Source organism: Hyphomonas chukchiensis (genome assembly GCF_000682695.1).
Taxonomy (GTDB): Bacteria; Pseudomonadota; Alphaproteobacteria; order Caulobacterales; family Hyphomonadaceae; genus Hyphomonas; species Hyphomonas chukchiensis.
The window spans coordinates 26,825-50,566 of sequence record NZ_AWFG01000014.1 but is presented as its reverse complement, the minus strand read 5'-3'; the positions used below and the strand labels follow the sequence as shown (position 1 = coordinate 50,566).

At 62.1% G+C, this 23,742-nt stretch carries 27 protein-coding genes; 8 read left to right on the top strand and 19 right to left on the bottom strand.

Annotation, left to right across the window (positions count from 1 at the left end):
• Positions 1–7 precede the first annotated feature (7 nt).
• Positions 8–1,312 (top strand): MATE family efflux transporter, encoded by a 1,305-nt coding sequence (locus tag HY30_RS05800; RefSeq protein ID WP_034738084.1) that lies wholly within the window; start codon positions 8–10, stop codon positions 1,310–1,312.
• Here the strand turns inward: HY30_RS05800 and HY30_RS05795 are convergent.
• On the bottom strand, positions 1,275–2,327 hold the full coding sequence (locus HY30_RS05795) for a quinone-dependent dihydroorotate dehydrogenase (RefSeq protein WP_034738082.1): 1,053 nt from the start codon (positions 2,325–2,327) through the stop codon (positions 1,275–1,277). The two genes, HY30_RS05800 and HY30_RS05795, sit on opposite strands and share 38 nt — an antisense overlap.
• On the bottom strand, positions 2,328–2,669 hold the full coding sequence (locus HY30_RS05790; RefSeq protein ID WP_034738080.1) for a DUF952 domain-containing protein: 342 nt from the start codon (positions 2,667–2,669) through the stop codon (positions 2,328–2,330).
• A 95-nt stretch (positions 2,670–2,764) separates the two neighbouring features.
• On the opposite strand from HY30_RS05790, the gene HY30_RS05785 reads away from it, so the two are divergent.
• Both HY30_RS05785 and HY30_RS05780 read left to right on the top strand, forming a co-directional pair.
• A complete protein-coding gene (locus HY30_RS05785; protein ID WP_034738079.1) occupies positions 2,765–3,097 on the top strand; it encodes an RcnB family protein in 333 nt (110 codons plus the stop codon).
• Between the two features lie 20 nt (positions 3,098–3,117).
• Positions 3,118–3,534, top strand: coding sequence for a DUF4112 domain-containing protein (locus tag HY30_RS05780; protein ID WP_051614928.1), 417 nt, complete (start codon positions 3,118–3,120; stop codon positions 3,532–3,534).
• Positions 3,535–3,536: 2 nt separating this feature from the next.
• Here HY30_RS05780 and HY30_RS19105 read toward each other — a convergent pair whose 3' ends face one another.
• A complete protein-coding gene (locus HY30_RS19105) occupies positions 3,537–5,300 on the bottom strand; it encodes a cell envelope integrity TolA family protein (protein ID WP_051614926.1) in 1,764 nt (587 codons plus the stop codon).
• A 171-nt stretch (positions 5,301–5,471) separates the two neighbouring features.
• Here HY30_RS19105 and HY30_RS05770 point away from each other — a divergent pair, with 171 nt between their 5' ends.
• Positions 5,472–6,713, top strand: a complete 1,242-nt coding sequence (locus HY30_RS05770; protein ID WP_034738078.1) for an argininosuccinate synthase — start codon at positions 5,472–5,474, stop codon at positions 6,711–6,713.
• Position 6,714: 1 nt separating this feature from the next.
• Here the strand turns inward: HY30_RS05770 and HY30_RS19960 are convergent, their stop codons facing one another.
• Genes HY30_RS19960 through HY30_RS20660 form a run of 3 tightly spaced genes read right to left on the bottom strand, consistent with a single transcriptional unit; the run spans position 6,715 to position 7,696 of the window.
• Complete coding sequence (locus HY30_RS19960) at positions 6,715–7,125, bottom strand: hypothetical protein (RefSeq protein WP_155839261.1); 411 nt, start codon at positions 7,123–7,125, stop codon at positions 6,715–6,717.
• Positions 7,125–7,352: a hypothetical protein gene (locus HY30_RS19955; RefSeq protein WP_155839260.1), complete on the bottom strand. Its 228-nt coding sequence runs from the start codon at positions 7,350–7,352 to the stop codon at positions 7,125–7,127. The genes HY30_RS19960 and HY30_RS19955 overlap by 1 nt, the downstream gene beginning before the upstream one ends.
• A 20-nt stretch (positions 7,353–7,372) precedes the next feature.
• A complete protein-coding gene (locus tag HY30_RS20660) occupies positions 7,373–7,696 on the bottom strand; it encodes a trypco2 family protein (protein WP_034738077.1) in 324 nt (107 codons plus the stop codon).
• A gap of 184 nt (positions 7,697–7,880) precedes the next feature.
• On the opposite strand from HY30_RS20660, the gene HY30_RS19100 reads away from it, so the two are divergent.
• Positions 7,881–8,288, top strand: coding sequence for a hypothetical protein (locus tag HY30_RS19100; protein ID WP_051614924.1), 408 nt, complete (start codon positions 7,881–7,883; stop codon positions 8,286–8,288).
• 6 nt (positions 8,289–8,294) lie between these two features.
• Here HY30_RS19100 and HY30_RS19095 read toward each other — a convergent pair whose 3' ends face one another.
• From HY30_RS19095 to cobS, 4 genes are all read right to left on the bottom strand, one after another.
• Positions 8,295–10,085, bottom strand: a complete 1,791-nt coding sequence (locus HY30_RS19095) for an alpha/beta hydrolase (RefSeq protein WP_051614922.1) — start codon at positions 10,083–10,085, stop codon at positions 8,295–8,297.
• A 67-nt stretch (positions 10,086–10,152) separates the two neighbouring features.
• Entirely contained in the window at positions 10,153–12,147 is a 1,995-nt protein-coding gene (gene cobT / locus HY30_RS05750) for a cobaltochelatase subunit CobT (protein WP_051614920.1), read from the bottom strand.
• Positions 12,147–12,815 carry a dienelactone hydrolase family protein gene (locus HY30_RS05745; RefSeq protein ID WP_034738076.1) on the bottom strand — a complete coding sequence of 223 codons (669 nt, stop codon included), beginning with the start codon at positions 12,813–12,815 and terminating at the stop codon, positions 12,147–12,149. Before HY30_RS05745 ends, cobT begins: the two co-directional genes overlap by 1 nt.
• 14 nt (positions 12,816–12,829) lie before the next feature.
• The gene (gene cobS / locus HY30_RS05740; protein WP_199285873.1) at positions 12,830–13,813 is read right to left on the bottom strand and encodes a cobaltochelatase subunit CobS; all 984 of its coding nucleotides are present in this window, start codon (positions 13,811–13,813) and stop codon (positions 12,830–12,832) included.
• 155 nt (positions 13,814–13,968) lie between these two features.
• On the opposite strand from cobS, the gene HY30_RS05735 reads away from it, so the two are divergent.
• Positions 13,969–14,604 carry a glutathione S-transferase family protein gene (locus HY30_RS05735; RefSeq protein WP_034738072.1) on the top strand — a complete coding sequence of 212 codons (636 nt, stop codon included), beginning with the start codon at positions 13,969–13,971 and terminating at the stop codon, positions 14,602–14,604.
• Here the strand turns inward: HY30_RS05735 and HY30_RS05730 are convergent.
• The 4 genes from HY30_RS05730 to rpmB all read right to left on the bottom strand — a co-directional run bounded on the left by HY30_RS05730 (position 14,601) and on the right by rpmB (position 17,491).
• Entirely contained in the window at positions 14,601–16,262 is a 1,662-nt protein-coding gene (locus HY30_RS05730) for an amidohydrolase (protein WP_034738070.1), read from the bottom strand. The two genes, HY30_RS05735 and HY30_RS05730, sit on opposite strands and share 4 nt — an antisense overlap.
• Positions 16,263–16,323: 61 nt before the next feature.
• Positions 16,324–16,536 carry a helix-turn-helix transcriptional regulator gene (locus tag HY30_RS05725; protein WP_034738068.1) on the bottom strand — a complete coding sequence of 71 codons (213 nt, stop codon included), beginning with the start codon at positions 16,534–16,536 and terminating at the stop codon, positions 16,324–16,326.
• A 3-nt stretch (positions 16,537–16,539) separates the two neighbouring features.
• Positions 16,540–17,013, bottom strand: coding sequence for a hypothetical protein (locus tag HY30_RS05720; RefSeq protein WP_034738066.1), 474 nt, complete (start codon positions 17,011–17,013; stop codon positions 16,540–16,542).
• A gap of 184 nt (positions 17,014–17,197) precedes the next feature.
• The gene (rpmB, locus tag HY30_RS05715) at positions 17,198–17,491 is read right to left on the bottom strand and encodes a 50S ribosomal protein L28 (RefSeq protein ID WP_034738064.1); all 294 of its coding nucleotides are present in this window, start codon (positions 17,489–17,491) and stop codon (positions 17,198–17,200) included.
• 250 nt (positions 17,492–17,741) lie between these two features.
• Between rpmB and HY30_RS05710 the strand changes: the two genes are divergently transcribed.
• Positions 17,742–18,632, top strand: a complete 891-nt coding sequence (locus HY30_RS05710) for a DUF3108 domain-containing protein (protein WP_034738062.1) — start codon at positions 17,742–17,744, stop codon at positions 18,630–18,632.
• A 32-nt stretch (positions 18,633–18,664) separates the two neighbouring features.
• Here the strand turns inward: HY30_RS05710 and HY30_RS05705 are convergent, their stop codons facing one another.
• On the bottom strand, positions 18,665–19,690 hold the full coding sequence (locus tag HY30_RS05705; RefSeq protein WP_034738060.1) for an RluA family pseudouridine synthase: 1,026 nt from the start codon (positions 19,688–19,690) through the stop codon (positions 18,665–18,667).
• A gap of 89 nt (positions 19,691–19,779) precedes the next feature.
• Between HY30_RS05705 and HY30_RS05700 the strand changes: the two genes are divergently transcribed.
• Complete coding sequence (locus tag HY30_RS05700) at positions 19,780–21,483, top strand: alkaline phosphatase D family protein (RefSeq protein ID WP_034738058.1); 1,704 nt, start codon at positions 19,780–19,782, stop codon at positions 21,481–21,483.
• A gap of 3 nt (positions 21,484–21,486) precedes the next feature.
• Here HY30_RS05700 and HY30_RS05695 read toward each other — a convergent pair whose 3' ends face one another.
• The 4 genes from HY30_RS05695 to HY30_RS05680 all read right to left on the bottom strand — a co-directional run bounded on the left by HY30_RS05695 (position 21,487) and on the right by HY30_RS05680 (position 23,617).
• A complete protein-coding gene (locus HY30_RS05695) occupies positions 21,487–22,245 on the bottom strand; it encodes an SDR family NAD(P)-dependent oxidoreductase (RefSeq protein ID WP_034738056.1) in 759 nt (252 codons plus the stop codon).
• A 5-nt stretch (positions 22,246–22,250) separates the two neighbouring features.
• Positions 22,251–22,577: a hypothetical protein gene (locus tag HY30_RS05690; protein ID WP_155839259.1), complete on the bottom strand. Its 327-nt coding sequence runs from the start codon at positions 22,575–22,577 to the stop codon at positions 22,251–22,253.
• A 71-nt stretch (positions 22,578–22,648) separates the two neighbouring features.
• Entirely contained in the window at positions 22,649–22,816 is a 168-nt protein-coding gene (locus HY30_RS05685) for a YdcH family protein (protein WP_034738052.1), read from the bottom strand.
• A 114-nt stretch (positions 22,817–22,930) separates the two neighbouring features.
• Entirely contained in the window at positions 22,931–23,617 is a 687-nt protein-coding gene (locus HY30_RS05680) for a GGDEF domain-containing protein (protein WP_051614918.1), read from the bottom strand.
• Between the last annotated feature and the right edge of the window lie 125 nt (positions 23,618–23,742).

Here is a 23,742-nt window from a genome sequence, read left to right as displayed (position 1 = left end):
GCCGCCAATGCTGACGCGCCGCAAGGTCTTCTCCCTCGCCGTTCCCATCGTGCTGGCACAGGCCGCAACGGCGACCACAGGCATCGCCGACACGTTCGCCATGGGCCGGTTCGGTGACAAGGCAGATCTTGCCGCCGTCGCCATCGCCGCCGTCGCATACAGCTTTATCTATTGGGGATTCGGCTTCCTGCGCATGTCCACGACCGGCCTTTCGGCGCAGGCCAATGGCCGGGGCGACGCGCCGGAAGTGCGGGCCACATTGCTGCGCGCGCTGATGCTTGGCGCCGCCATCGGGGCAGCGCTTTTCCTCCTCTCGCCCCTGCTCCGCTGGCTCACCTTCGCCGCCTTTGCCGGCACCGAGCATGTCGAGGCCCTCGCCGCCGGCTATTTCAACGCCCGCATCTTCGGCGCCCCCGCCTACCTGATGGGATTGGGCATTACCGGCTGGCTCATCGGCACGGGAAAGACCGGGCAGATGCTGGCGGTACAGATCGTAATGAACAGCGTGAATGTGGGCCTCGATATTTGGTTCGTGGCCGGGCTGGACCTTGGGCCGACAGGCATTGGCGCCGGGACAGCCATCGCAGAATGGACGGCGCTGGCCTTGGGCCTGGTACTCGTGCGCGGCGGCTTCAAGGCGCCTGCCCGACTGCTGGACAAGGCACGCCTTGCCGCCCTGTTCTCGGCCAATCGTGACATCATGATCCGCACGCTGGCCCTCGTGTTCAGCTTTGGCTGGTTCGTCCGCTCCGGTACGCTCATCGGCACTGCGGCAACGGCTGGCAACGAAGTCCTGCTGCAATTCATCACCGTCTCAGCCTTCGTGCTCGATGGCTTTGCCTTCGTCGCCGAGAAGGAAGCCGGCGAGGCCTATGGGGCCAGTGATGGCCAGCGCCTTGGCCGGGCCATGCGCCTCACATCGGAATTTGCAATCGGCTTCGGCGCCCTGTTTGCCCTTACCTATTTCCTCGGCGGTGGCTGGCTGATCAGGGCCTTTATCGCCGACCCGGAAGCACGCCGGGCAGCACTGGACTTCCTGCCCTTCTGCGCCGCTGTGCCAATCATCGGCGTTGCGGCCTGGCAACTGGACGGGCTGTTCCTCGGCACAACGCAGGGCAGGGCGTTACGCACGGCCGGGCTTATATCTGCCGCCCTCTATCTGGCGACGGACATGGCCTTGCGGCCGATCTGGGGCAATGCGGGTGTCTGGACCGCCTTCCTGATGATGTATTTCTATCGCGCGGTGGCGCTTGGCTGGTTCGTGCCGGGGCTTTTCAGAGGTCTTTCCCGACCGCGTGTTCCAGCCGCGTGAACCCGTCGGCCTTCAACAGGCCAGCCAGTTCCGAATGGACCCGGCTGACAAGCCCGGGGCCCTCATAGACCATTGCTGAATAAAGCTGCACGGCATGGGCGCCCGCCTTGATCTTGGCATAGGCATCGGCGCCGCTGGCAATGCCGCCGGCACCGATCAGGTCAAATTCACCTTTGAGCGCCCGGGCAAAGGCTTTCAACACTTCAGTCGAAGGCGCCATGAGCGGGGCGCCGGACAGGCCACCCATCTCGGCCTTGTCACGGCTGGTCAGGCTGTTTGGCCGGGCAAGCGTGGTGTTCGAGACGATAAGTCCCGACAGCCATGCACCTTGGTTGCGAACCACACCGACAATATCGGCAATCGCCTCGGCATCGAGATCAGGGGCGACCTTCAGGAAGACGGGTTTCCCGGCCCTGTCAGCGGCGCCGCAGGCCGTCAGCAGGGATTCCAGCGAAGCCTTGTCCTGCAGGCCGCGCAGGCCTGGCGTGTTGGGCGAGGAAATATTGACGGTGACATAGGCCGCATGGGGTGCAACCGCCTCGATGCCGCGCACATAGTCAGCGATCCTGTCACTGCTTTCCTTGTTCGCGCCGACATTGGCCCCGATGGGCGGCGCAGCGCGGTATTTCGACAGACGCCGCACGAAATATTCGAGGCCGAAATTATTGAAGCCCATACGGTTGATGACGGCCTTGTCTTCACTCAGGCGGAAGAGGCGCGGCTTCGGATTGCCCGGCTGCGGCAGGGGCGTGACCGTGCCGCATTCGATAAAGCCAAAGCCGAAGCGCGCCATGGCGGAGGGCACTTCGCAATTCTTGTCGAAGCCCGCTGCAAGCCCGACAGGGGCGGCGAATGTCAGGCCGGATTTCGGCAGTTTGGTCGCCAGTATCGGATCAGCTTGTGGCGCCTTGAGCGGCACGCCAAGCCCCTTCTCGAGGGCCTTTATGGTCGCCGTATGGGCGGCTTCGGGCGGCAGGAGTTTGACAGCGGCAATGCCAAGATCAGTCAGTCCCATCTAGAGATCCTCCGGCATGATCGGCGCACCATCCGCATCCGGGCCGAGCTGCCATTGGCGAGACGCTTGGGCGATAGGCAGGTCGCCGTAGAGATGCGGAAACAGTGTGCCACCCCGGCTCGGTTCCCATTCCAGGGGCGGCAGGTCTGCCACGGCGAACTCAAGGAGATGCACGACCGGCCGGCCTGAATAATAGAGCCGGGCCGTCTCCGCGACGGTCGCGATGCCTGAAAGGTGAACATAGCCGTCTGCCGCGTCCAGCGGGACAGCCGTAACGCCAGATGCCTTGGCGGCTTCCCAATCAGACTGGCTTAGTAGTTTGTAGACATGCGTGTCGATCATGCGGCGGTTTCAGCAGGCTTTGGGAAAGCACGCAACGGCCCGTGCAACGGAACCCGGCCGGTCCGCTCGCGTTTGGCTGGAAAGAAGGATATTCCATGCTTACCAGAACCCTCGCCATCCTTGCCCTTTCGGCAGCCCTGAGCCCCGTCGCGCTGGCCGATCCCGGTGCACATGGCGGACCGAAGGCGTGCCCGCCAGGACTTGCCAAGAAAGGCTGTATCCCGCCGGGACAGGCCAAGAAATATGACATTGGCGGCCACCTGCCGCGTGAATATGACCGGTTCCGCGATTATGACCGCTATGACCTGAAAGCGCCGCCGCCGGGATATTACTATTCACGCGTCGATGATGATGTGCTGCTGGTCGATGAAGACACGCGGACCATCATCAGCCTTGTTTCAATTCTGGGTGCACTTGCGCAGCAATAAGGGCGCATGAGGGGGGGATAATGGGCAAGGATCGCACTCCGGATAGCGAACTCCTGAACGTGGAGCTGGGGAACGGGCGCACGTTCGAGGACGAGATGCGCCATCTCAAGATGTTTGCGCGCGTGCTGGATTCGCGTTTCTCGCTGATGGGCATCAGGTTCGGGCTGGATTCAGTGCTGGGACTGGTGCCTGTGGCGGGGGACGTCGCGACAGGACTGGCGGGAACCTATGCGCTTTACACGGCAGCGCGGCTGAAGCTGCATCCGATCGCCCTGGCCCATATTGGCTGGAACCTGCTGTTCGATACGACGCTCGGGGCGATCCCGGTCGTTGGCGATGCGTTCGACTTTTTCTTCAAATCGAATACCAAGAATGTGCGCGTGATCGAGAAGCATCTCACGCGCAAAGTGCAGCGGCAGCTACAGAATCAGTCCTGACCTCAGGCGCCCGCGTCCGAGGCACGGCCGAGCACCCAGCCGCCGGTTGGGGCCTCGCACGCGGCAAAGCGTCCGCGCTCCTGCCCCGGGAATGAATAGGCCAGGTCGCGACAGGTGACGGATACTTTCATCGGCATGACATCGGCGACATAGCGGACAACGGAATCGGTCGCTTGGCCGGTATAATTGAGCGGGCGCACGGTGGGCTTGCTGGCTTCGCGCGTTGTGGAGCGTTCAATACGGATCTCGAGCTTTCGGCCATCGGGCGTGGCGAGGATCCGGGTAGCGCCATCTGCCTCGGTTTCGACCATGCGGAGGAAGTCATGGCGCAGTGTGTTGAGTAGCGTCGGATCAAGCGCTTCGGCAGCGGTCAGCGAGACACGTTCAGCCACGAATTCATCGACATTGCGGGGACTTGGCAGGGCTTCAGCGGCCGCGAAGGGGCGCACTTTGGGGGCAGACTGGGTATAGGCCGGGGTATTCACGGACCGTTCCGTGACCGTTAGTGGGGCAGCAGCGACCAAAGTGGGGCGCATATCGGGTTTGAGCGTGGCCGCCGCCGGGATCGGGCCTGAATAGGCGACCATCTGGACCGACGCTTTTGGCGTTGCCGATGGCTTGACGGCGACAGAGGCGGGAATGGCCGCGCTCGCGTTCAGGGCGGCGAGGCGACGCTCTTCAGCCTCGGCAGCGGCAAGACGCTTTTTCTGGTTTTCGGAGGCCACGGCCGCGAGGCGTTTCTGCTCGGCGGCGGCATCGGCCAGGCGTTTGGCTTCGGCATCTGCGGCCTGCTTGGCCTTGAGATCGGCGACGCGCTGCGCTTCGGCTTCGGCCTGGGCGACGCGGCGGGCTTCGATCTCGGCGAGGCGTTTGGCCTCTACCTCAGCGGCGGCAGCCTGTTCGGCTTCGAGCGCGGCCTGGCGCTGGGCATCTGCCTCGGCGACGCGGGCGGCTTCAGCCTCGGCCAGACGGGTCTTCTCCAGCTCGGCAGCGGCGGCGCGGGCGCGTTCGGTGGCGGCATCCTGCTGGGCTGCTTCGGCGAGGCGCTGGGCCTCGGCATCGGCAATCGCATTGGCCGCTTCGATGCGGGCCTTCTCAGCCTCGGCGGTTGCGGCTTCACGTTGCGCGGTCTCAAAGGCGGCCTTGCGGGCGGCAAGCTGGTCCGCGACGCCCTGATAATTGAACCATGGGGTCGGCGCGGTGCCGACAGGGGTCGACGCCTCAGCCATGGCGATGGACGAGGCGGCGCTGGGTGCGACAACCGGATCGACGTCCGCCATGCGCAGGGGATCGGCTTCCGATCCGGACTCAGGGTCGCCATTATGCAGGGCGCTGTCGGCGGCCATGACGGAGAGGCCGGCGAGGCCGAGAACGGCAAGGCCGGCAAAGGCGAGCTGGGAAATATCGGCCAGGCGACTGCCCGTATCGTCATCGTCCTGCCCGCCACCCTTGCCATTACGGCCATGCGGCAGGAGGCCAGGATTGGTCGATACGGCGCGCAGCGGGCGCACAGGCCCGCGACTATGCAATGGCTTTACGGGCCTGGCCGTGTCGGCGGCCTTGGCCTGGATACCGGAAATGATGGCGAGGGTGGATTGCGGACGCACGGCATCGCGGGCACGCAGACGGGCGCGGAACGGCATGTTCATGTTCGCGCGCTCCTCGGCGCGGCGGCCAGCATCCTGCGCGGCGCGCACAGTCTGGCGCACGCTTTCCGGAATCATCGGGCGAACCGGTTCCGGCTTGGTGAAATCCTTCGTGAACATCGGGCAGTCTTACGCCCCGAAAGGCGCCTCTGTATGAAACGGTGTTGGCCATTTATAGCCGCTTAGGGCTTCTTTAACCATAGGAAATGGCCCTGCCCCCGGCTTGTCATCACGGGCTTCTGTCCTTAAGGCAACACCCATTGAAAACACGCACAATAAAGGTGCACGCGCATGTCCAAGGCCAAAGCCGCCCCGAAGAAAGTCGTCCTCGCCTATTCCGGCGGCCTCGACACATCCATCATCCTGAAATGGCTGCAGACCGAGTTCGGCGCCGAGGTGGTGACCTTCACGGCGGACCTGGGGCAGGGCGAGGAACTGGAACCGGCCCGCAAGAAGGCGCTGGCCGCCGGCGTGAAGCCGGAAAACATCTTTATCGAGGATGTGCGCGAGGAATTCGTGCGCGATTTCGTGTTCCCGATGTTCCGCGCCAATGCCGTGTATGAAGGCGTCTACCTGCTGGGCACAAGCATCGCCCGTCCGCTGATCGCCAAGCGCCAGATCGAGATTGCCGACATGGTGGGCGCCGATGCCGTCTGTCATGGCGCGACCGGCAAGGGCAATGACCAGGTGCGCTTCGAGCTCGGCTATTATGGCCTGAACCCGGACATCAAGGTGATTGCGCCATGGCGCGACTGGGACTTCAAATCCCGCACCGACCTGATGAAATTTGCCGAATCCCACGGTATCGAAATCGCCAAGGACAAGAAGGGCGAGGCGCCCTTCTCGGTCGATGCAAACCTGCTGCACTCCTCCTCCGAGGGCAAGGTTCTGGAGAACCCGGCCGAGGAAGCCCCGGAATTCGTGCACATGCGCACCGTGAGCCCGGAAGCGGCACCTGACGCGCCGGAAGTCATCACGATCAGCTTCGAGAAGGGCGATGCGTGCGCCATCAATGGCGAGGCAATGAGCCCGGCGACGATCCTCACCACGCTGAACGCCTATGGCAAGAAGCATGGCATCGGCCGGCTCGACCTGTTGGAAAACCGGTTCGTGGGCATGAAGTCGCGCGGCATCTATGAAACGCCGGGCGGCACGATCCTTCTGGTGGCACACCGCGGCATCGAACAGGCCACACTCGACCGGGGCGCAAGCCACCTGAAAGACGAGCTGATGCCGAAATATGCCGAACTGATCTATAACGGTTTCTGGTGGAGCCCGGAGCGCGAGATGCTTCAGGCCGCCATCGATTACTCGCAGCGCTGGGTGACCGGCGACGTGACGATCAAGCTCTACAAGGGCCAGGCCTATCTCATCGGCCGCTCATCGCCTTATTCTCTGTACTCGGAGAAGATCGTGACCTTCGAGGACGACCACGGCGCCTATGACCAGAAGGATGCGGAAGGCTTCATCAAGCTGAATGCGCTGCGGTTGAGACTGCTGGCGGGACGGGACCGGAAGTTCGGGAAGAACTGACTTAAAATCTGTAAAGCCAGCCAGTCCTGTCAAATCCCGGCTCAAATACGGTAAAAAAGGCGGCTCGGCCCAGCAAAGCAGGCACTCCAGGTCGGGCTAGTACATGGTCTAAAGTCACCGATTGTCCTTCTATTTCAACCTCAACCCCATTGTAAATGTTGAACGGCACATTGCACATTGAAGCATCCAACACTGGTGTGCTTCCGCTAGATGTGTAGCCAAGTTGATAAAGCGCTTCTTCAGGCAATTGGAGCCAATCCGCGCCGGTATCTACGATGGCAAATACTGATAGCTGAAGCGAAATGGGCTGGTCGAAAATCACAACTTCGGAGTAAGGTCGGCGGTTGTGAGCGGCGCCGCCTGGTTGATTGTGCCAGTCATAGTCATGAGTGAATGTGATAGTTCGGGACATTACTGTAAAATCCCAGCGGTAACAAAACTTATAACGGGTTTCTCCTTGATAGGGTCATCCATTCCACTTATCTCGGACACGAGCGTAATCAGTTCGCGCACATTATGACGAGCCGCTATGACTTCATTATAGCGGACCGCGACCCATTGACGGTCATATTTCATTACGAAATCACGATCTTCGTTCAGCTTTTGCCTTAGCCACCGAGCTGTTTCAGGATTAGCCATCCATTGGCACCTCGCTAGTTCTACTTCCGATCTCTATTCACCTTTTCTGGTATCGGCGGGGCAGCCCCCTGCGATGCAGACACGAATGCACTCGGTTGCCCTGCGGGTCCGAACGTCAACTTTATCTTGTGAGAGCGCTTAAGCCCGCCTTTTGCTTCGGCGCTAACTACCCAAAACTTTATTCCGCCGCCACTTTCCACTTGGGCCTCGACATAGAGTTCAATTTCGCAGGCAGAAAGCGCAATCGTCGGCTTCTCTCCTGACTGCCTAGAGGTCTTCTCAGCCTGCCGTATACCACTGGCCAACTTCGATATGAGATCGGATATTTCGACTTCATTTTGCATTAGCTCTATCCCTCACCACCGGATATCTACTTTCAGTATACATCAAGGCTCTCTTTGGTAGCAAGCGCAGGATTGGTTAAGCGGAGTGATGCCGCCAACCCGACTTGCGCCAACTCTTGCCATGCCGGGCGCGCTGCCTAGATTTATCCCGTCAAGATAGCGTGCCGGAGCGAGGGGCCGGGAAGTGAAGTTCTACCAGATTACCTATTGGAAGACGCCGCCGATTTCGGTGATGACCTATTGGGTGCACACGCCGCTGGACGGCCAGAGCTTGAACACGGCGACCGTGTTCGACCCGCCAAGGCCGGGGCCTGTGCCGGGCGAAGGCTGGCCGGTGCTGATGGTGGAAATTGACGGGGTGGAGCTGGTGTTCACCTCGCTGGCCGAACTGGATACCTATGTCGACGTGATGTCGCGCCAGCCGCTGCCGACAACGCTGGCCCTGTCGCGGGAAAGACCCATCGGCCCGAACAAGCACTGGCTGAGCCGCATGCCCAAGAAGGCGAAATCGACTAAGCATCGCGAGAAGGCGATCAAGTACCTGAACGAGATAAGACCCGCCTTTGCGGCCGTGGCACAGCGGCCGGGATGAACCGGCCTATTCGTTCAGGCTCTCGACAATTCGCAGGGCCGATTGCCAGCGGGCGGCGTCGCCGATGCCGGAGAGGGCGCGGGACTGGAGTTCGGTGAGCGCCTTGTCCGGGCCGAGGCGGCGGACGGCGGTCATGGCGGTGGCGAAGTCTTCGGCGTCGCAATAGTCCGCCCGCGGCGTGCCGAAGATCCAGGCCGTGCCGGTCTTGCCTTCGCGCTTGCCGAGGACGCAGCGCTGCTCCGGCTCGAGGCTGAGCCATGTGATGGCCTGGAAATCCGGGAAGGCGGCGCCAAAGATGTCGGAATGGCCAAGCGCAAGGCCGCCCGTTGAGCCCGGTGTCGTGTCGACCGTGTTGAGGCCCGCGAGCAGGACCGGCTCGCTCGCATCGCCTGCGCGGCGGCCGGATTTGTTGAAGCGGCTGGAGGCCTGCAGGGCGCGGTCCTTTGCGCTGGCATAGAGCGTCATGTCCCTGGCGAGGCCATGGACGCGGTTCATCATCTCGATGAAGTCATCGGCGTCGACATCGGGCGAGGCGAAGACGACCTGATCGAAGGGCGAGGGCACGGCGCGCTCGTCGTCGGCCATTTCCTGCAGGGCACGGACGAGGAATTCATTGCCCATGGAATGGGCGACGATATTGACGCGCTCCGCGCCGGTCTGCTCGGTGAGGACGTGGAGGAAATGTTCGAGGTCGTCGATCGTGGCCTGCGTGATCTGGGCGCGGTCGGCCTTGTAGCCGAAGACGCTGCCGGCCGAAGGCCATGAGTAGAGGACGGGTGCACCGTCGATTTCGAGGTCTACGGCGAGCTGGGCGGTGCGCTCAACCGCTGTCGGGAAATCATTATTGTAGCCATGGATGAAGATGAAAATCTCGCGGCGCTGCGAGCGGGCGAGCGAGATGCGCACATTGGCGAGGAATTCAGCCATGGTCGCGTCCACCTGCATGTCACCGAGGATGACATGTTTGGCGGGATCAGGCCGGCGGTCGAAGCTGAAAATGCTGGGCTTGGGGATGTCGCCGACGGCGCGGTTGCGCGGCACGGAGACCATGACGCTGCCCGTGGCGAGCGGGGCATGCTTGCCGCCATAGTATTTATAGGGATCGAAGACCGGCTTGCCGTCAACCATGGCGACGCGCTTGATCGTGGGGGCGCGGTTGGTGCCGAAGAAGACGCGGACGAGGTCAAAGTCCGGTTCCGGGCCGAGGGCGCGGCCGCGGGTCGAGGCGGCGGCAAAGGTGCGCTCGCGGCCACGCTCCACGCTTTCGGCCAGCGCATCACCGACATTGAGGCCCGTAATCTCAGTGATGCGGGCTGTATCGAGATCGTTCTCGATGGCGAAGGCGAGGAGCGGGGCGAGGCGCGGATGGTCTGCGCCGAGATGGATGCGGACCTGCCTGATGGCGGCGGACAGTTCTTCGGTGGCGCGCGGCTTGTCGCCCGCAGCAAGGGCGATCTCGGCCATGCGGGCGCGCAGGTCTATCTGGTAGGCATAGTCGGGCGGCGTCGCGGCGCTCGCCTCGGTCAGCACCTGGCGATACGCGACGAGGGCGGCTTCGGTTTGGCCGGCGTCTGCGAGGATATCGCCAAGGTCTGCGCGCAGGTCGCCCGTGACAGTAGGATCAGCGAGCAGGGCGCGGGCCTGGGCGACCTGTTCGGCGGTGTCCCCGGCAGCCTGCGCATCGCCAAGCAGGACGAGGCGGTCGGGTTCCGGCTTGGAGGCACAGGCAGCCATGAGGCCGAAGAGGGCCACGCAGGCAAGCTTGGCTACAGGCGTGCGGATCATTTTTTGCAGCATCGTTTCGTCCCCTGACTTGCCCCATCAAACCCTAGCATGAAGGCAAAAATATGGGACAGGCTTTTGCCTAGCGTTTCGGGCCTTTCACGGCCTGAAGCGTCGTGGTTTTGACGTCGCGGCCAAGATCGACCTTGCGGCCGCCATAACTCGGCGCGCCGCTTGCGGCCCCGGAGACGGCGCCGCGCACCGTACGCTCCGTCAGCGGCGGGATGGCCATGGCCTGCGGATTGGGGCCGTTCTCGTCAAACAGGCTGGCGAGCTGTTCGGTCATCGCGCCGCCGAGCTGTTCGGCGTCAACAATGGTAACGGCGCGCTTGTAATAGCGCGTCACGTCATGGCCGATGCCGATGGCGATGAGTTCGATCGGGCTGCGATTCTCGATCTCGTCGATGACCTGGCGCAGGTGGCGCTCCAGATAGTTGCCGATGTTCACGTTGAGCGTGGAATCATCCACCGGCGCACCATCGGAAATCACCATCAGGATCTTGCGCTGTTCGGGGCGGGCGAGCAGGCGGTCATGCGCCCAGAGCAGGGCCTCGCCGTCGATATTCTCTTTCAGCAGGCCTTCGCGCATCATCAGGCCAAGGTTCTTGCGGGCACGGCGCCATGGGGCATCGGCCTGCTTGTAGACGATGTGGCGAATATCGTTGAGACGGCCGGGGCCGTTCGGCTTGCCGCCGCGCACCCAGTCCTCACGCGACAGGCCACCCTTCCATGCCTTTGTGGTGAAGCCGAGAATCTCGGTCTTCACGCCGCAGCGTTCAAGCGTGCGGGCAAGGATGTCAGCGCAGAGGGCCGCGACCATGATCGGGCGACCCCGCATGGAGCCGGAATTGTCGAGCAGGAGCGTGACGACCGTGTCGCGGAAATTGCTGTCGTCTTCCTGCTTGAAGCTGAGCGGCGCTGTCGGATCGGTGATGACACGCGTGAGACGGGCCGTATCCAGCACGCCCTCTTCAAGGTCAAAGCTCCACGAGCGGTTCTGCTGCGCCATGAGGCGGCGCTGCAGCTTGTTGGCCAGTTTCGACACGGCGCCCTGAAGGCCCTGAAGCTGGTGATCGAGATAGGCACGCAGCCGGGTCAGTTCTTCCGGGTCGCAAAGATCGGGGGCCTGCGCCACTTCATCATGGGCGCGCGTGAAGACCTGATAGTTGAAGCGGTCGCGCTCGTCGCCGTCACGGAAGTTGGGACGCAACGGCTTGGAACCGTCATCGCTGTCGTCCGGTTCGTCATCGGCTTCCATGTCGGCGTCCTGATCGACGCTGACATTGGTTTCCTCGCCGTCCATTTCCTCGGTGTCGCCGGCTTCCATCTCCTCGGCAGAGGCACCCATGGGCTCTTCGGACTCCATGTCCTGCTCGCCCTGCTGGGATTGCTGGTCGTCTTCGCTTTCTTCCTGTTGCTGCTCGTCCTCGGATTGCGACTCGTCGCCGGACTGGTCGCCTGCCGTCAGGTCGCGGATCATTTCGCGGATGGTGCGGGCAAAACCGGACTGGTCGTGCAACTGGCCAATCAGCTTGTCGAGCGCGCCGCCTGTATCGGCCTCGACGCGTTCGCGCCAGACATCGGCCACGCGTTTCGCGCCTTCCGGGAGGGGGCGGCCTGTCAGCTTTTCGCGCAGGAGGAATTCAAGCGCGGGCGCAAGGATCGCCTCGGGCTCTTCGGCGCCCATGGCGAATTCGCCGGACTTGCTGCGATGTTCCAGCACGGCATCGAGATTATTGGCCGTACCGCGCATGGCGTTGGCCCCGAGGCTTTCGATGCGCGCATGTTCGGCAGCATCATAGACGCGGCGCGGCAGGTCGCCCTGCGGACGGTGCTGGAGGTGGGCGGCCTCATTATGGTGGGCCCGGCGGAGCGCCACGGCATCTGCCTCGCCGCGGATACGGGCGGCCACAGGCGCGGGCACCTCGACCGGCGGCGGGCGCAGCACGATGCGCGCGGCATCTGACCCGGCATCATTGCCAAAGCCGACTTCGACCTCGCGGTCGGCGCTCATCGCCTTGGTCGTGGCGGCGAGGGCCTGCTTGAAGAGTTCCTGCGGGCTTGTTTCCTTTGCCATCACTGCACCGCGTCTGAGAACAGGTCCAGCGTGCGTTTGAAGGCAAGGGCATCACTGGCGGCATCATGATCATCATACCCCTGCCGGGCAAAGCCGTGGCCAGCGTCGTAGATGTGTACCTGCACATCCTTGCGGGCCGCCGCGAAGGCTTCAACACCTTCCATCGGGATGTGCGGATCGTTTCTGCCGAAATGGGCCGCGACGGGACATCTCGGTTCCGCCGTCTGGAAGGATGGCAACAGGCTGCCATAATAGGCGGAAGCCGCAACAATGCCCCTCAGCCGGCAGGCGGCCAGGTAGGCAATCGATCCGCCATAGCAAAAGCCGGTGATGAAGACCGGGCGCTCCAGGGCATCAACACAGGCGCCAATATCGGCCATAGCCGCGTCCAGGCCATTGGCCCGCGCATAACCAGCCCCCTCAGTCATGGCTTCGACTGAATGGTCTTCGCGGGCAAAGCCGGGCTTCTGACGATCAAACATGGACGGCAGGAGCACTTCGTAGCCTTCAGCCGCGAAGCGCTCGCCAGCGCGGATCATGTCGGAATTGATGCCGAAAATTTCCTGTACGACAATCAGCCCACCCTTGCGTACACCTTTTGCTTCGATGCGCACGGCACCAAAGGTAAAGCCGTCATGGCTTTTAAGGGTCAGGCTGGTCGTTGTCATTCAGGTGTCTCCGCTCAGGCGACCTTCACCATCAGTGCGCTCTCGGGCAGTTCCTCGGCAAAGCAGCGCTGGTACATCTCGGCCACGAGAGGCCGCTCGAGTTCATCGCACTTGTTGAGGAAGGTCATGCGGAAGGCATGGCCGAGATTCTGGAAGATCGCATAGTTTTCAGCCCATGTGATCACGGTCCGCGGGCTCATCACGGTGGAGAGATCGCCCGCCATGAAGGCGTTCCGCGTGAGATCAGCGAGCGTAACCATCTTGGACAGTGTGTCATCATCCACGCCGGTCGCCTTGGTCTTCACGATTTCGACTTCAGCATCGTGCTCAAGATAGTTCAGCGTCGTGACGATGCTCCAGCGGTCCATCTGGCCCTGGTTCAGCTGCTGCGTGCCGTGATAGAGGCCGGTCGTGTCGCCGAGGCCGACCGTGTTCGTCGTAGCGAAGAGACGGAAAAACGGGTTCGGCGCGATGACGCGGTTCTGGTCGAGCAGTGTGAGCTTGCCGCTCGCTTCCAGAACGCGCTGGATCACGAACATCACGTCCGGGCGGCCGGCGTCATATTCGTCGAAACAGATGGCGACCGGGCGCTGAAGGGCCCAGGGCAGGATGCCTTCGCGGAATTCGGTGATCTGCTTGCCCTCTTTGAGGACAATGGCATCCTTGCCGACCATGTCGATCCGGCTGACATGGCTGTCGAGGTTGACCCGGATCATCGGCCAGTTGAGGCGCGCAGCGATCTGCTCGATATGGGTCGACTTGCCTGTGCCGTGATAGCCTTGGACCATGACGCGGCGATTGTGCTCGAAGCCGGCCAGAACAGCCATGGTCGTTTGCGGGTCGAACCGGTAGGACGGATCGATCTCGGGCACGTATTCGGTGCGGGTTTTGAAGCCGTGAACGGTCATGGCCGTGTCGAGGCCGAAGACCTTCTTCACGTTGACTTTTTCTGTTGGCTTCAGGCCCTCAAGGGCATCGGTTTCGCTCATTACAGTCATGAAATATCAGTCTCGTCGGGGAGGATGTGTCGTTTCAGTATAGGTTCTAGCACGCGACGCGCACACGCCTAGTGCGACGTAGGGGAAAACTCATGTCGCCGGTAGGTTTGGAGCAAGGACTTGACCAAATCGAAAGAGAGCCCGTAGCTGTAAAAATGGCAGGCTTCATACTCTATGGCACGCCCGGATGGGGCTCGGCGCTGGTTGAGGCGCAGCTTGATCATTACGGACTGGACTACCGTTTCGAGAAGGTCGGCAACCTGTTCAAGGAACCCGAAGCGCGCGCCAAGCTGGAAAACGTCAATCCGCTGAAGCAGATCCCGACGCTGGTTCTGCCCGACGGGCAGATCATGACAGAGAGCGCGGCGATCACGCTCTGGCTCGCCCAGCATACAGGCCGGGATGATCTTGTGCCGGGCAATGGCGCGCCGGAACAGGCCGCTTTCCTGCGATGGCTGATTTACCTCGTGGCCAATATCTATCCGACCTTTACCTATGTGGATGACCCGTCCCGCTTTGTCAGCGTTGAGGCGGCGCAGGCGCCTTTCAAGGCTGCAGTCGCGGCCTATCGTGAGCGGTTGTGGCATATTGTTGAAGAGGTCGCAGGCGCGCCCTGGTTTCTCGGCGAGCGGTTTTCGGCGCTTGACCTCTATGTCGGCGTAATGGTGCACTGGACACCGCGCCAGGCATGGTTTTCGGCCAACGCGCCGAAACTCGATGCAATTGCCAATAGGGCCAAGGCACTTGAAGCGCTTCAGCCCTTCTGGGAGCGGAACTTTCCAGACGCCTAGTTCAGCGCCGTCCAGACAACTTCGCCGCCCACCATGGTCATCAGCGGTTTGGCCTGAAGGATTTCCGCTTCCGGCACGGTCATCAGGTCGCGGTCGAAGACGGTAAAATCGGCGAGCTTGCCGGGCTCGATCGTGCCGAGATCGTCTTCCTCGAAGGCGGCATAGGCAGCGTTTGATGTGAAGAGGGCAAGCGCCTCTTCCCGTGTCAGGGCCTGTTCCGGGTGCCAGCCTTCGGCGGATTCACCCTTGAGGCTCTTGCGGGAGACGGCAGCGTAGAACTCGATCAGCGGCGATCCAACCTCGACGGGCGCGTCGGACCCGCCAGCCACCACTGCGCCGCTATCCCAGAGACTGCGCCAGGCATAGGCGCCGGCAAGGCGGTCCATGCCGAGGCGCGAGGGCGCAAAGAAAAGGTCGCCAATGGCATGGGAGGGCTGCATCGAGGCCACCAGGCCATCTGCGCCGACGCGGGGTATGTCCGCCAAAGCGAAGTTCTGCGCGTGTTCGATGCGCCAGCGATGGGACGCATCATAGCCGCCCGCCTCGACCGCTTCGAGGATGCGCCGATCGGCCAGGTCGCCGATCGCATGCATGGCGAGCTGGACATTGGCGGCATCCGCGCGGGCCATGATCGCCGCGAGGTCTTCCGGGCTCATCAGGGCGAGGCCAGACGTATCCGGGCGGTCGCTATAGGGTTCGATCAGCAGGGCGCCGCGGCTGCCGAGGGCGCCATCCATGTAGATCTTCACGGCGCGGTTGGTGATCGTGTCGGTTTCCATCTGGCGGCCTGCGGCAATGTCAAAGCCTTCAACATCGAGCGCATTGTAGAGCCGGATCGGCAGGCGGCCCGCCTGGTCCAGTTCTTCCATCAGGGGGATCTGTTCGGGCGCGACGCTCATATTGTGACCTCCCGTCCACCCGCGCGACGCATAAAGCTTTGCGCCAGTTTCAAGCGCCGTCTTCAGGCCCTCGGCATCCGGCGCAACTATCAGCGGCGCGACGAGATTCATCGCGTTGTCGATGAGGAGGCCATTTGGCGTGCCGTCTTCAGTGCGCTCAATGCGGCCGCCTTCAGGATCGGGCGTGTCCTTCGTGATCCCTGCGGCGGCAAGCGCAGCGGCGTTCACAACCATGGCGTGGCCATCGGAACGTTGCAGGATGACCTTGTGGTCCGGACTGACAGGATCGAGGTCCGACGCCATGGGCATACGCGCCTCAGGCCAGCCGGTTTCGATCCAGCCGCGACCGAACACGACGGAACCGGGCGCCTTGTCGGTCACTTCCGCTTCGACGCGGCTGACGAGCTCGGCGACGGACGCGGTGCCTTCAAGGTTCAGGGTCAGTTCGCGCTGGCCAACGCCCAGCAGGTGAACGTGCGCATCGGTAAAGCCGGGGAACATGACCCCGCCCTTGAGGTCGATGAGTGTGACTTCATCGTCGCTCCAGTCGGCAGAGGTTGGCGGAACGGTCGCCGTGATGCGCCCGTCCGCGCCGACGACAACGGCTTCGACCGTCGGCTGGTCCGGATTGCCCGTATAGATCGTGCCGCCAGTGATGACGGTGACTTTTGCGGCCGAAGGTGTTTCAGGCGCTGGCGGTGCATTTCCGCCGCATGCGGTGAGCAGGAGGGCGAAAAGGGCGAGGCAGGGGGTGCGCATGGATGGCAGCCTTCCGGTCAGGTCTGAAGATGACCGAGCAGACGGCGCGCATTACGGGAAGTCAAGGTTCGAACGAAAAGACCGCCTCGAATGGCACGCCGAACGCAAGCGATATGCGAAAGGCAAGCTCAAGCGACGGCGCATACTTCTCCTGCTCGATAGCGATGATGGTCTGGCGCGTGGCCCCGGCGGCTTCAGCGAGTTGCGACTGGGTCATGCCGCCCGTCTCGGCGCGCAACTCCCTGATGCGGTTTCGGACCTTGCCCTTGGCCATGACCTATACCCTGTAGAGGATAAGTTTGGCGGCCATCTTCACGATATGGGCGGCAAACAGCACGGCCAGAAGCGTGAAGACGATGCCGCTGGTCGATGCAATCGCGAGCGGCGCGAAGACCGAGCTCGTATAGATTTCCTGCTGGATGAGCCGAAGCGCGAGTATGTTCACGACCACGATCAGGAACCAGTATGAAATAATCCCGGCGCGTCGCTCAATCTGCTTGTCCCGCTCGTCCTCAAAGTCCGCGCTTTCGACCGTCCCGCTATTCAGGACGACGCCGACAATCGAAATGCCGATTGTCACGAGAATTTCGCCAATGATCGTCACGACGATGACGGAGAGATATGTGCTGAACATGCGCTCGGGCGGCAGGTCCACGACCTGCCCGCCATCAAGGAACCGCATCTGCAGGAACCAGAGGGCCCATGTGGCGATGATAAGCGACCCGAGGGCGCGGATTTCAGTCCATGACATGTGCTTGTCCTTTCCCAGCCATGTAAGATATGTTTTACATAGCGATGGTCCGGGGAAATGTCCAACATGTTTTACAATTTTGCTCGCCGGGGCGCGCGGCCTGTTTCAGCTTCCAGACTTCCGGACAAACAAAAACGCGCCCCCGAAGGAGCGCGTTTTTCAGTTTGCCGGTCGCCAGGAGCGATCAGGCGGCAGCAGCAACAGCCTTCTTGGCAATGTCGCGCTTGATCTTGAGGGCCTTGGACGAAAGCTTGTCGTCCTTTGCCTTGGCCAGGAAACCGTCAAGGCCGCCGAGCTTGTCGACGGAGCGCAGGGCTTTCGCCGCGATACGCATCTTGAATTTCTGGTCGAGGGCTTCGGAATGAAGCGTCACGTCGATCAGGTTCGGCAGGAACCGGCGCTTGGTTTTCACCTGGGAGTGGCTCACCAGGTGGCCAACGATCGGCTTGGTGCCGGTAAGTTCACATTCGCGGGACATGGGCCTCGCTCCGATTGCATGTTCAGGGTTGTCTCGAAGGCGCGTCGTTACACAGTAGGAGGGGCCTGTGTCAACTCCGAAGCCACATGCCAGGCAAGAGTTTTGCAGCCCCATGTCATGGCCTGTCATGAATCTTGACTGCAACCCTATGCCTGATTGGGGCATTATAGGGGCAATCTTGTTCAGGCGCTGTTGGTGTTGCACCCCTATATAAGAGTGCGATGGGCCCTAATCCGAAGGATACGACCTGATGAAACGCGCATACTTGCTTGCTTCCGGCCTTGCCCTCGCAATGGCTGGCATTGCCGTGGCTGATACAGCGCCGGCCAGCTCAGCTGCGCCGACAGTGCTGGCGGGCGTGAAGGCCGGAACGCCGACACGCATGATCTATGAACTGGAAGCCAAGGCCTATGTGCTGTTCATCCCGGCAACGGGCCGTGCGAGCTTTACCGTCGACATGAAGCCCGACAATTACGTGATCAATTCCCGGGTCAAGGTGACCGGCATTGCCGACTGGTTCATCAATTATGACATGGTCCTGCAGGCGTCCGGCTATACGCGCGACAATGCGCTGAAAACCTATTCCTATGTCTCGCAGAACCGCGACGGGAAGAAGAACCGCCGCGTCAACCTGACCATCGGGCCGGACAGCTTCACGATGAAGGCCCAGCCGGAATTCGGGAACCTGGGCGACCCGGCCGCAACGACCGAGCAGGTGCTTAAGACAAATGACCCGATCACGGCGCTGATCACGTTTGCATTGGAGCCCCGCGCACCGGGCGCCGACCCTTGCGGCGGGCCAATCCGCATCTTCGACGGGCGCCAGCTGACCTACCTTCACCTCAAGAATGCCGGCATGAAACAGGTCAAGACCGATGCCTGGTCGGGCAATGCCATCGAATGTCATGTGACGATGGAAAAAGTCGCCGGCTACAAGAAGGGCGAGTCCAACAAGGACAACCTGTCAGGCATTGATGGCCCGCTGCGCATGTGGCTGGCGCCGCTGGAAAATGGCGCGACAGTGCCCGTGAAGATCCAGGCCGACACCGACAAGATCGGCAAGATCACGCTACAGGCCAGGAAACTGCGGTTTGAACCGATTGTAACGGAAGAAGCGGCTGTCACCTCGAATGGTCAGTAAGGGCAGGGGCAACAGCCCCGACCTTGCCGGACCTAATCGTGATCGTCCTTGGGCAAGAGACGCAAGGCTGCGATGAGGTCCGTCATGTCCTGAGGCAGCGGGGCCTCGAAGTGGAGGTCTTCGCCTGTGATCGGGTGGACAAAGCCGAGAACGGCCGCGTGCAGGGCCTGACGCTCAAACCGGCGGGCCGCATCACGCGCCGTATCGAAATCCTCACCTGAGCCCCAGGCGGTGACGCCTTTTGACCGGCCATAGACGGGATCGCCGATCAGGCTGGCGCCGACATGGCTCATGTGAACGCGGATCTGGTGCGTGCGGCCTGTCTCGAGCGTGCATTTGACGAGCGCCGCAGCCGGCAGGCCGGTGCCCTTGTCGCGCAGGCCGAATGTTTCGAGCGCCTTGTAATGCGTGATCGCCTCACGCCCGTGCGTCCCGTCGGGATTGCGCACGACGGCCATTTTCTTGCGGTCGCCGGTGGCGCGGGCAATCGGTTCGTCAATTGTGCCCGACAAGGGCCGGGGCGCGCCGCGCGTGACGGCGAGGTAGGACCGTTCGATATCATGGGTGGCGAAGAGGGCGGACAGACCGACATGGGCCGCTTCGGTCTTGGCCGCGACCATCACGCCCGTCGTCAGCTTGTCGAGGCGGTGGACGATGCCGGGCCGCTCGACGCCGCCGATGCCGGGCAACTGGCCCTCGCAATGGAAGAGGAGCGCATTGACCAGCGTCCCGTCCCAGCTGCCGGGCGCAGGATGAACGGCCATGCCGGAGGCCTTGTTGATGATGATGAGGTGTTCGTCCTCGAACAGGATTTCGAGCGGGATATCCTCGGGCTGCGGGACGGCGGGAATGGGCTCTGGCAGGGCCAGCGTATAGGTGCTGCCTTCGACAACGGCCTTGCGCGGATCGTCAGTCGGCACGCCATTGATCATGACGGCACCCTCCTTGATCAGCGACTTGGCGCGTGAACGCGAGAGGGACCCGGCCTTGTCGGCGAGGAAGCTGTCGAGGCGCAGGCCGGCGTCTGTTGCGCTGGCAGTGAGAGAAATCTTTTCCATTTGCACCCTTATAGACTCGGAGTTCGCCAAGCGTCATTCAGTTGTCGTAGTCGCGCCCTACAAGCGGCCCGAACTCACTGGAGGATATCATGAGCGCAGTTACCCGACGCGGCCTTCTTGGCGCCGCAGCCACCGGAGCCCTTAGCCTTGCCGCGTGCGCAAAGCCAGCCACCAATGCATTGGCGCCCGCCGCGCCGGCCTATGAGGGCGAGGTTTCCTTCGACCATGGCGTGGCATCCGGCGATCCGCTGCCAACCAAGATGATCCTCTGGACACGCATCACGCCGAAGTCCGGCACGGGCCCGATCCCTGTGCGCTTTGATGTGTTCGCGGCCGATAACAACGAGACACCCCTCATTACCGGCATGACCAGCGCCGAGGCATCGCATGATTTTTGCGTGAAAGTGGACGTTGCGGGCCTTAGCCCGGCAACCCGCTACACATACCGCTTCACCGCGCTGACCAGCGCAGGCGATGTGGCCTCGCCCGAAGGCATGACACGCACGACCGCCACCTCTGGCACGACGCCTATCCGGCTTGGCGTGGTTTCCTGTTCCAACTGGCAGTTCGGCTATTTCAACGCCTACAAGGCCCTCGCCGCCGAGCCGAATCTCGACGCGATCATTCACCTTGGCGACTATCTCTATGAATACGGCGTCGACGGCTATGGATCGCAAACGGCCGAGGCCCTTGGCCGCCTACACGAGCCAGCGACGGAAATTGTCTCGCTCGACGACTATCGCAAGCGCCATGCGCAATACAAGACAGACCCCAACCTGCAGGCCGCGCATGCCGCTGCGCCCTGGATCTGCACATGGGACGACCATGAGAGCGCCAATGACAGCTATCGCACCGGCGCCGAAAACCACAATCCGGACAAGGGCGAAGGCGAATGGTCTGATCGCAAGCTGCGCGCCATCCAGGCCTATTTCGAATGGATGCCAATGCGCGAACCGGAATCCGGCAACATCACCTCGGCCGTCTGGCGCGACTTCACGTTTGGCGATGTGGCAACGATTTTTGCAACGGAAACCCGCCTCACTGGTCGCTCGCCCAGCATTGGCTGGACCGATGCCGTCACCACATCCGACCAGACCGAAATGAAGGCCCAGATCGAGGCGCATTTGAAAGTCATCAATGACCCCGCGCGCACGATGATGGGCGCCGCACAGGAAGCCTGGATCGACAAGGGACTGAAGGCATCTGTCGCGAACGGCAAGACGTGGCAGGTGATCGCCAATCAGGTCATGATGGCCCGCGTCGCCCTGCCCGACATGTCGAAAGCCTTTACCCCGGAGCAAATCGCCCAGGCGATACCGCAAGTACAACAGATGATCGGCTTCTCGGCCCTTGGCCTGCCGTTCAATCTGGACGCCTGGGACGGTTATCCTGCCGCGCGCGGACGCCTGTATGACAGCGTTGAGGCCGCCGGCGCCCGCCTCGTGACGCTGACAGGCGATATTCACTCGGCCTGGGCCGATACGCTCCTTGACGACAAGGGCGAGCGCGTTGGCGTGGAATTCGTGACGACATCGATCACCTCACCCGGCATCAGTGCCTACATTACCGACGTGCCGGACCTGGGCCAGCGGTTTGCCGACGCCAACCCGGAAGTCGAATGGCACGATCCGGATGGCCACGGCTACATCCTGATGACGCTGACCCCGGAACGGGCGACAGGCGAGTTCGTCAAAGTGTCCACGGTCCTATCGACCGACTTCACGGCAGAGCGCGTTGCGACCTATGAAGTTATGCCGGAAGCCAAAGGTGTCTCGGCCCTCACACGGGCCTAGATACTAGTCCAGCAAGCCGGAGAGGCGCATGCGGCCGCCATCGAGCCGCAGCGCCTCGCCGGTAATGAAGGCGGCTTCAGGCGACGCCAGGAAACGGCAGGCATCGGCTATCTCATCAGCCTGCGCCGTGCGCCCCAGTGGCGTGCGGCGTGTCGTCCAGCTCTGGACACGCTCCTCACTCGGGCGAACGGCGACAATGGCATTCACGCGAATGGACATCTCGGCAAGTTCGACTGCGCCAGCGCGCATGACGCCAAGCACGCCATTCTGCGAAATGGTTTCAGTGAACTGGCCCGGCATGGAGGCAATCGCGGAGTAGGAGAGGACGAAAGTGATCGTTCCCTTCTGCCGCAACCGCTCGACGCCCACGGTTGGCAGGTCTTCCTGCTCGGAGAGGCGCTCGGCGAAAACCTGCAGTGCGAGGGCCGTACCACGAATTGACTTGGCGATTGCCTTGTCGAATTTCTCGCTGGCAAAGTCGAGAAGCGTGTCCGGCGCCTCCAGTTCGGGAATGATGACCGCATTGTCGATGCGGCCAAAGCCTTCAACGGCGGCGGTGAAGGCGTTGCGCAGGCCGAGACGCGTATGCAGTTCGCCATGGTGAAACACGACGTCCTCCGGCACGGCATTACGCGCTGTAACCAGACGCTCTGCGCTTGGATCAGCCGCCATTACACGGTGGCCGGTTTCGCTGAAACGGCGCGCGATGGCATCGCCGACTTCCCGGCCAAGGCCGAGGATCGCTGTGACGGGTTCGCCCATTGCGGCTATTCCCCGTCTGTTTCAGGCGGCGCGGACGCTACGCGGCTGGTCGTTCGAATATCGTCGCCCAGAATGGCGAGCCGGTCGTTCAGCCTGTGCAGGGCCGCAAGGATCTCGCCAAGCAGCCGAACGGTGACAAACAGGAAAATTATGAGGGCAAACCCGAACGCGAGCCGGGTCAGCGCCATGATGACATGCCCGTTGAACAAGGCCAGCAAGGCCCCGAGCAGGACGAAAAGCGCAGCCATCAGGAGCGCCAGCCCCAGAATGACTGTGGCCAGTTTCACCGCACCGAGTGTCATCGGCCGGTCCTGGTCTAGAATATCTCGCATGGGTCGTCCTCCGCCCGTTGCTGCACCAGTTCCAGGCGCGTCGGCGGAGGACCTGTTCCGCCTCTACTGCGCTAGCTGGCCTTCAACCATTGCAGTTGTTCTTTAATCTTGAGTTTCTGTCGCTTCAAATCCTTTAGCTCAAGAGCATCAGCCGACGGGTGCTTCTGGGTTTGAGAAATCTTCTCATCCAGTTCGCGGTGTTTGTTGGCGAGCTCACTGATCCGACCGTTGAGCGACATGGGCAGTCTCCTTCTGCGGTTAAGAACTTGTGTCTTTATTGCCACACTTAATCATAGAAGAAGGGTGGCGTTAAGGGGGCGAACCACGCATTTCGTGAGTTTAATGGTGTCGGATCACGCGTGGAGCGGCCGACCTGATTTCCTGCGCGCTTTTTGGGCGAACATGTCCTGATCAGCCCGCGCCACTAGCGTGTCTGCGCCTTGTCCTTCCTGCCATTCGGCCACACCGCATGACGCGCCAATATGAACCTTCGGCACCGCCTCATCCGCGCCATTGCAGACAATCAACTGGTCGATCAGGTGTGTCAGCTGGCGCGCCTTGGCTAGGCTGTCAGCATGACTCGCCTGCGCCAGCACAATCCCGAACTCGTCGCCGCCGAGGCGTCCGACAATGTCGGTTTCGCGCGTATTCTTCAGCAAAATATCCGATATGCGTAGCAAGACATCGTCACCCGCGGCGTGCCCGAAGACATCGTTGACCTTCTTGAAATGGTCGAGATCAATGAAAATCAGCGAAAGGGGGGTGCGGAAACGCCCGGCCAGCGCAATTTCGCGCCGCACCTCGCGCTCGAAGGCCCGGCGGTTGAATACAGGGCAGAGCGCGTCATTGTCGGCAAGCAGCTCGGCATCGGCGAGTTCCGCCCGCAGGCGCGCTGCCTCTTCGCGCAGGGCGATCACCTCTTCGCTGAGCGCCTCCAGAGCTGCCCGTTCGCGGCGGCCAAGCGTCGCGAGATCGACACCGAGAATGTCGAGCAATGCGCGGCGCTGATCCTGCGAAACCTGATGGAATTCTTCCGTCATGGTCCAAGGATATACGCGATTTGTGGCGAGGGGGAGACGTGCAGCAGATGATTCACCTGTGACGTGTAAACAGGGCACCAGTTGACCGCGCGCACGGCATTCTTATGGTGCGCGCTTTCTGGCCA

Excerpts from the sequence above, each read along its gene's own strand:
- HY30_RS05800 (WP_034738084.1), top strand. The coding sequence starts at position 8 with ATGCTGACGCGCCGCAAGGTCTTCTCCCTCGCCGTTCCCATCGTGCTG.
- HY30_RS05795 (WP_034738082.1), bottom strand. The coding sequence starts at position 2,327 with ATGGGACTGACTGATCTTGGCATTGCCGCTGTCAAACTCCTGCCGCCC.
- HY30_RS05790 (WP_034738080.1), bottom strand. The coding sequence starts at position 2,669 with ATGATCGACACGCATGTCTACAAACTACTAAGCCAGTCTGATTGGGAA.
- HY30_RS05785 (WP_034738079.1), top strand. The coding sequence starts at position 2,765 with ATGCTTACCAGAACCCTCGCCATCCTTGCCCTTTCGGCAGCCCTGAGC.
- HY30_RS05780 (WP_051614928.1), top strand. The coding sequence starts at position 3,118 with ATGGGCAAGGATCGCACTCCGGATAGCGAACTCCTGAACGTGGAGCTG.
- HY30_RS19105 (WP_051614926.1), bottom strand. The coding sequence starts at position 5,300 with ATGTTCACGAAGGATTTCACCAAGCCGGAACCGGTTCGCCCGATGATT.
- HY30_RS05770 (WP_034738078.1), top strand. The coding sequence starts at position 5,472 with ATGTCCAAGGCCAAAGCCGCCCCGAAGAAAGTCGTCCTCGCCTATTCC.
- HY30_RS19960 (WP_155839261.1), bottom strand. The coding sequence starts at position 7,125 with ATGTCCCGAACTATCACATTCACTCATGACTATGACTGGCACAATCAA.
- HY30_RS19955 (WP_155839260.1), bottom strand. The coding sequence starts at position 7,352 with ATGGCTAATCCTGAAACAGCTCGGTGGCTAAGGCAAAAGCTGAACGAA.
- HY30_RS20660 (WP_034738077.1), bottom strand. The coding sequence starts at position 7,696 with ATGCAAAATGAAGTCGAAATATCCGATCTCATATCGAAGTTGGCCAGT.
- HY30_RS19095 (WP_051614922.1), bottom strand. The coding sequence starts at position 10,085 with ATGCTGCAAAAAATGATCCGCACGCCTGTAGCCAAGCTTGCCTGCGTG.
- cobT (WP_051614920.1), bottom strand. The coding sequence starts at position 12,147 with ATGGCAAAGGAAACAAGCCCGCAGGAACTCTTCAAGCAGGCCCTCGCC.
- HY30_RS05745 (WP_034738076.1), bottom strand. The coding sequence starts at position 12,815 with ATGACAACGACCAGCCTGACCCTTAAAAGCCATGACGGCTTTACCTTT.
- cobS (WP_199285873.1), bottom strand. The coding sequence starts at position 13,813 with ATGACTGTAATGAGCGAAACCGATGCCCTTGAGGGCCTGAAGCCAACA.
- HY30_RS05735 (WP_034738072.1), top strand. The coding sequence starts at position 13,969 with ATGGCAGGCTTCATACTCTATGGCACGCCCGGATGGGGCTCGGCGCTG.
- HY30_RS05730 (WP_034738070.1), bottom strand. The coding sequence starts at position 16,262 with ATGCGCACCCCCTGCCTCGCCCTTTTCGCCCTCCTGCTCACCGCATGC.
- HY30_RS05725 (WP_034738068.1), bottom strand. The coding sequence starts at position 16,536 with ATGGCCAAGGGCAAGGTCCGAAACCGCATCAGGGAGTTGCGCGCCGAG.
- HY30_RS05720 (WP_034738066.1), bottom strand. The coding sequence starts at position 17,013 with ATGTCATGGACTGAAATCCGCGCCCTCGGGTCGCTTATCATCGCCACA.
- rpmB (WP_034738064.1), bottom strand. The coding sequence starts at position 17,491 with ATGTCCCGCGAATGTGAACTTACCGGCACCAAGCCGATCGTTGGCCAC.
- HY30_RS05710 (WP_034738062.1), top strand. The coding sequence starts at position 17,742 with ATGAAACGCGCATACTTGCTTGCTTCCGGCCTTGCCCTCGCAATGGCT.
- HY30_RS05705 (WP_034738060.1), bottom strand. The coding sequence starts at position 19,690 with ATGGAAAAGATTTCTCTCACTGCCAGCGCAACAGACGCCGGCCTGCGC.
- HY30_RS05700 (WP_034738058.1), top strand. The coding sequence starts at position 19,780 with ATGAGCGCAGTTACCCGACGCGGCCTTCTTGGCGCCGCAGCCACCGGA.
- HY30_RS05695 (WP_034738056.1), bottom strand. The coding sequence starts at position 22,245 with ATGGGCGAACCCGTCACAGCGATCCTCGGCCTTGGCCGGGAAGTCGGC.
- HY30_RS05690 (WP_155839259.1), bottom strand. The coding sequence starts at position 22,577 with ATGCGAGATATTCTAGACCAGGACCGGCCGATGACACTCGGTGCGGTG.
- HY30_RS05685 (WP_034738052.1), bottom strand. The coding sequence starts at position 22,816 with ATGTCGCTCAACGGTCGGATCAGTGAGCTCGCCAACAAACACCGCGAA.
- HY30_RS05680 (WP_051614918.1), bottom strand. The coding sequence starts at position 23,617 with ATGACGGAAGAATTCCATCAGGTTTCGCAGGATCAGCGCCGCGCATTG.